The 4,311-nt window shown below is 64.8% G+C and carries 3 protein-coding genes and 1 pseudogene; all 4 read left to right on the forward strand.

What is annotated here, in order from left to right:
• Positions 1-100: 100 nt before the first annotated feature.
• Positions 101-1,702: a ShlB/FhaC/HecB family hemolysin secretion/activation protein gene (locus RMO81_RS04590; protein WP_310474580.1), complete on the forward strand. Its 1,602-nt coding sequence runs from the start codon at positions 101-103 to the stop codon at positions 1,700-1,702.
• Between the two features lie 38 nt (positions 1,703-1,740).
• The gene (locus tag RMO81_RS04595; protein WP_310474581.1) at positions 1,741-3,510 is read left to right on the forward strand and encodes a DUF2341 domain-containing protein; all 1,770 of its coding nucleotides are present in this window, start codon (positions 1,741-1,743) and stop codon (positions 3,508-3,510) included.
• A gap of 12 nt (positions 3,511-3,522) precedes the next feature.
• Positions 3,523-3,927: a biopolymer transporter ExbD gene (locus RMO81_RS04600; RefSeq protein WP_310474582.1), complete on the forward strand. Its 405-nt coding sequence runs from the start codon at positions 3,523-3,525 to the stop codon at positions 3,925-3,927.
• A gap of 3 nt (positions 3,928-3,930) precedes the next feature.
• Positions 3,931-4,311, forward strand: a pseudogene (locus RMO81_RS04605) (hypothetical protein); the annotation flags it as partial.

Genomic DNA, 4,311 nt, shown 5'->3' on the forward strand with positions numbered 1-4,311 from the left:
TCCTATGACGCTTTTGCCGCCAATGTCGCGCCGCGTGCGCTGTTGCCGCCCGACGTTTGTCGGCGCAATGCTGTCGACAGCGATGCCGGCCCTTGCGGCAGTGGCCGTCGCTTCCGCGGCCGTGGCTTCGGCGCAAGAACAGGCGCCACAGGTCGAGGCACCGCAGGCACAAGTACCGCCGGTGCGCAGCGCGCCCGACCAGTTCGAGATTTCGGCGTTCGATGTCGTGGGTGTTACCCGGCTCGACGCAGCGACCGTGGAAGCCGCAGTCTACCCCTTTGCCGGCCCCGGCCGCGCTGCCACCGACGTCGAGGCGGCGCGCAAGGCGCTGGAGGCGGCCTACAAGGCCAAGGGCTATGAATCGGTCCTCGTGGAAATCCCGCCGCAGCCCAATGCGGCCTTTGTCGCTGGCATCGTGCTGCTCAAGGTGACCGAAGCCGTGGTTGGCCAGGTTCGTGTTGTCGGGTCCAAATATCATGCCCCGACGGTGGTTCTGGCGCAGGTGCCGGCGTTGCAACCGGGCGTGGTGCCGGATTTCAGCGCCGCCCAGAAACAGCTGGCAGCTGCCAACCGTTTTCCCGATCGCGAGATCACGCCGTCGATCAAGGCGGGCAAGATCCCCGGCACCATCGACATCGACCTGCGGGTCCGCGACACGCTGCCGTTGCACGCCAGCCTTGAACTCACCAACGATCACAACAACGGCACAGAACCACTGCGCCTGGCCGGCAGCGTGCGCTACACCAATCTGTGGCAGGCCGGTCATACCATCACCGCGTCGTACCTGGTGGCGCCCCAGAACCGCGATCAGGTCGAGGTTATTTCGGGTTCTTACTTGGCCCCCCTGCTCGGCAGTCGCTGGACGATGCTGCTGTATGGCTACACATCGAAAAGCAATGTCGCAGCGCTGGGCGGCTCGCAGGTGCTGGGCAACGGTTATGCGGTGGGCGCGCGTGCGATCTACCGCGTGCCGGGCGATGTGGAACAGGCGCTGACCTTCGGTTTCGACTGGAAGGATTTCAAACAGGATATCCTGGTCCCAACCGGGCCCGATACGCCGCCGGGGCTGATCCAGACCCCGATTTCCTATGTGCCGCTGGTCATCAGCTATAACCGGCAATCGGTCAGCGCCAACAGCGCGCTCAACCTCACCGTCGGGGTGACCGCTGGCCTGCGCGGCTTCGGCTCACGGGCAACCGATGTGCAGACCCAGCGGTTCAATGCCGTCGGCAATTTCGTCCATCTCAATTTCGACGGCGATTACACAAGGTCGCTCGGCGGCGACTATTCCGCCTTTGTGCGGTTGACCGGTCAGTTTTCCGATTCGCCACTGGTCAACAACGAGCAGTTCAGTATCGGCGGCAATTCATCGGTGCGCGGCTATTTCCAGTCGGAAGCCGTGGGCGACGATGGCGTCAACGCCAGTTTCGAGCTGCGCAGCCGGTCGTTCGGCTCGAACCTTGGTCGCTTTGTCGATGAACTGCGGCTGTTCGGCTTTGTCGACGGCGGCTTCGTCAGGGTGCGCTCGCCGCTTCCCGACCAGCAGAGTGAGTTTTCGCTGCTCAGCGCTGGTGCCGGTGCCCGGTTCCAACTGCTGCGCTATCTCAAGGGCAATCTTGCCTATGGCTGGACGCTGGTCGACGGCGTCGTCCGCCGCGCCGGCGACGGCATGCTGACATTCTCGGTCAAGGGGGAATTCTGAACCATGTCACCTTCGCTGACCCAACAGGAGTTCCGGCCATGAAGCGCCTGGCAATTTTCGGTATTCTGGCCGCGTCCCTGACCCTGGTCGGTTGCAGCGAGGCCGGTAGCGGCTGGTGGCAGAAGGAATGGCCCTTCCGCACGCCGGTGACTGTCGACACGACTCCGTCGGGCACCAATGTCGCCGGCCCGATCGGGCGGACACCGGTTCTGCTGCGGCTGCACTCGGGCAATTTCTCGTTCAGCGAATCGGCTGACAATGGTGCCGACCTGCGCATCCTGGCCGCCGACAACAAGACGCCGCTGACCTTCCACATCGAAAGCTTCGATGTGCTGCTGGGCGTCGCCAATGTCTGGGTTGATGTGCCCAAGCTGGCTGGCGGCGAGAAAACGGCGCTCTGGGTCTATCACGGCAACAAAAGCGCGCCGGCCACCGTCAACAGCGCCGGCAGCTTCGACGCCGATTACACGCTTGTTCTGCACTATGATGAAGCGCCGGGCACACCGACGAAGGACAAGACGTCGTTTGCCAACAACGCGGCCAATGGCCCGACCAGCAGCGACGACGGCGCGATCATCGGGCGCGGCGGCAAGTTCACCGCGAGCACCGGCATGGCAGTCGCTGCCACCCCGTCGCTGGCAACGCCGGCAACGGGTTTCACCTTCTCGACCTGGGTCAAGCTCGATGCCGCCAGCACTGCCGATCAGGCGCTGTTTGCGCGCGATGGCGTTGTCGTCGGGCTTGCCGCCGGGGTGCCCTATGTTTCGGCCGGCGCGCGCACAGCTGCGCCGGCTGCGATTGCGCCGGGGCAGTGGGTACATGTGGCGGTGACGTCGGACGGACAGGCCTCGCGCCTGTTTGTTGGCGGCAAGGAAGTGGCCACCGGCGCCGCATTGCCGGCGATGGCCGGCCCGCTGACGATCGGCGGATCGGCGACGGCGCCGTTTACCGGCGGTCTTGACGAAACCCGGCTGTCGAAGGTGGCACGGGCACCGGCCTTGATGGCTACCGATGTCGCCGCGCAGGGGCCTGAGGGCAAGCTGCTCGCCTTTGGCAAGGACGAGGAACAGGGCGGTGAAGGTGGCACCATCCTGTACATCCTGAAGGCAACGCCGGCGCTCGACTGGGCGATCATCGGGCTGTGCATGGTGCTGCTGGCTGGTGCCATCGTCGTGATGGTGATGAAGAACAATTACCTGGCGCGCGCCAACCGCGCCAACAAGGCGTTCCAGAAGCGCTATCAGTCGATGGAAGAGGATCTCGTTCATATCAGCGAACTGCCCGGGCTGTCCGACGGCGAGCGCAAGCTGATCGCATCGGCGCCGCTGGGGAGGCTGTATGAAATCGGTATCGACGAACTGCAGATGCGCCAGCGTCGGCTGGGCGATCGGCCGTTGTCGGGCGAAGCGGTAGAGGCCTTGCGGGCGGCGGTCGATGCCGTGCAGGTCGACGAGAACCAGAAGCTCGATGCCGCCATGGTGCTGCTCACCATCGCGATTTCGGGCGGGCCCTTCATTGGCCTGCTTGGCACCGTCATGGGCGTGATGAACACCTTTGGCGGCGTGGCGATGGCCGGCGATGTCAACGTCAACGCCATCGCGCCGGGCATCGCCGCGGCCCTGCTGGCGACGATTGCCGGTCTGGCGGCCGCCATCCCGTCGCTGTTCGGTTATAACTATCTCAACTCCAAGATCACCGCGATGGCCGACGAGATGCGGGTGTTCTGCGACCGGTTGGTGACCCGTCTGGCCGAAGTTCAGGCCGAGCGGTCCTACCCTGCCCCGCCCACCCGCCTTGCAGCCGAATAGGAGCGCTGACCCATGAAAGCCGGTGGTGGCCGCAAGGCCTATGACGACATCAACATCACGCCGATGCTCGATCTGGCCTATGTGCTGCTCGTCATCTTCATCCTGATGGCCACGGCCAGCGTGCAGGGCATCAAGGTCGATCTGCCCAAGGCGGGTTCTGCTGCGAGCCTGGTCGCGCCCAAGACCAAGGCGATCACCATCAACAATTCGGGGCAGATCTTCCTCGATGCCTTTCCGGTGTCGATTGCTGATCTGGAGGCGCGGTTACGCACTGAAAAGGCCATCAATCCCGAATTGCCGATCGTGCTGAAGGGCGATTCCACCGTTCAGTACCAAAAGGTCATGGAAGTGCTCGACCTGCTGCGCCGGCTCGATCTCAACAAGGTCGGCCTCGTCACCGGCAAGCCCGGCCAATAAGCGATGGCCGAGCCGCTCGCCTTTGATGACGGTAACGAGCCCAACCGGAAGTGGTTGTGGATCTGCGTCGGCATCGCCGCGCTGGTGGGGCTGGCCTATGGCATCTGGACGCTGAGCAACGCGACCATCGGCAAGGAAAAAAAGGCGCCGCCATCGACCACGGCGCTGCTGCTGCCGCCGCCACCACCGCCACCGCCGCCGCCGCAGGAAGAAAAACCGCCCGAGCCGCTCGAAACCAAGACGGTGCCGGTCGAACAGCCGACGCCGACCCCGGCCAAGGCGGCCGAGGCCCCGGCGGCGGTTGCCATCGATGCAGCCCCGACAGGTGCCGGCGATGCCTTTGGCCTGCAGGGCGGCGGCGCGGGCGGGATGGGCGGCGTCGGC

The sequence above is a fragment of the Sandarakinorhabdus sp. genome, assembly GCF_031422795.1.
Taxonomy (GTDB): domain Bacteria; phylum Pseudomonadota; class Alphaproteobacteria; order Sphingomonadales; family Sphingomonadaceae; genus Sandarakinorhabdus.

What these genes read in the sequence shown, in the direction of transcription:
- RMO81_RS04595 (WP_310474581.1), top strand. Translation starts at nt 1,741, where the DNA reads ATGAAGCGCCTGGCAATTTTCGGTATTCTGGCCGCGTCCCTGACCCTG.
- RMO81_RS04600 (WP_310474582.1), top strand. Translation starts at nt 3,523, where the DNA reads ATGAAAGCCGGTGGTGGCCGCAAGGCCTATGACGACATCAACATCACG.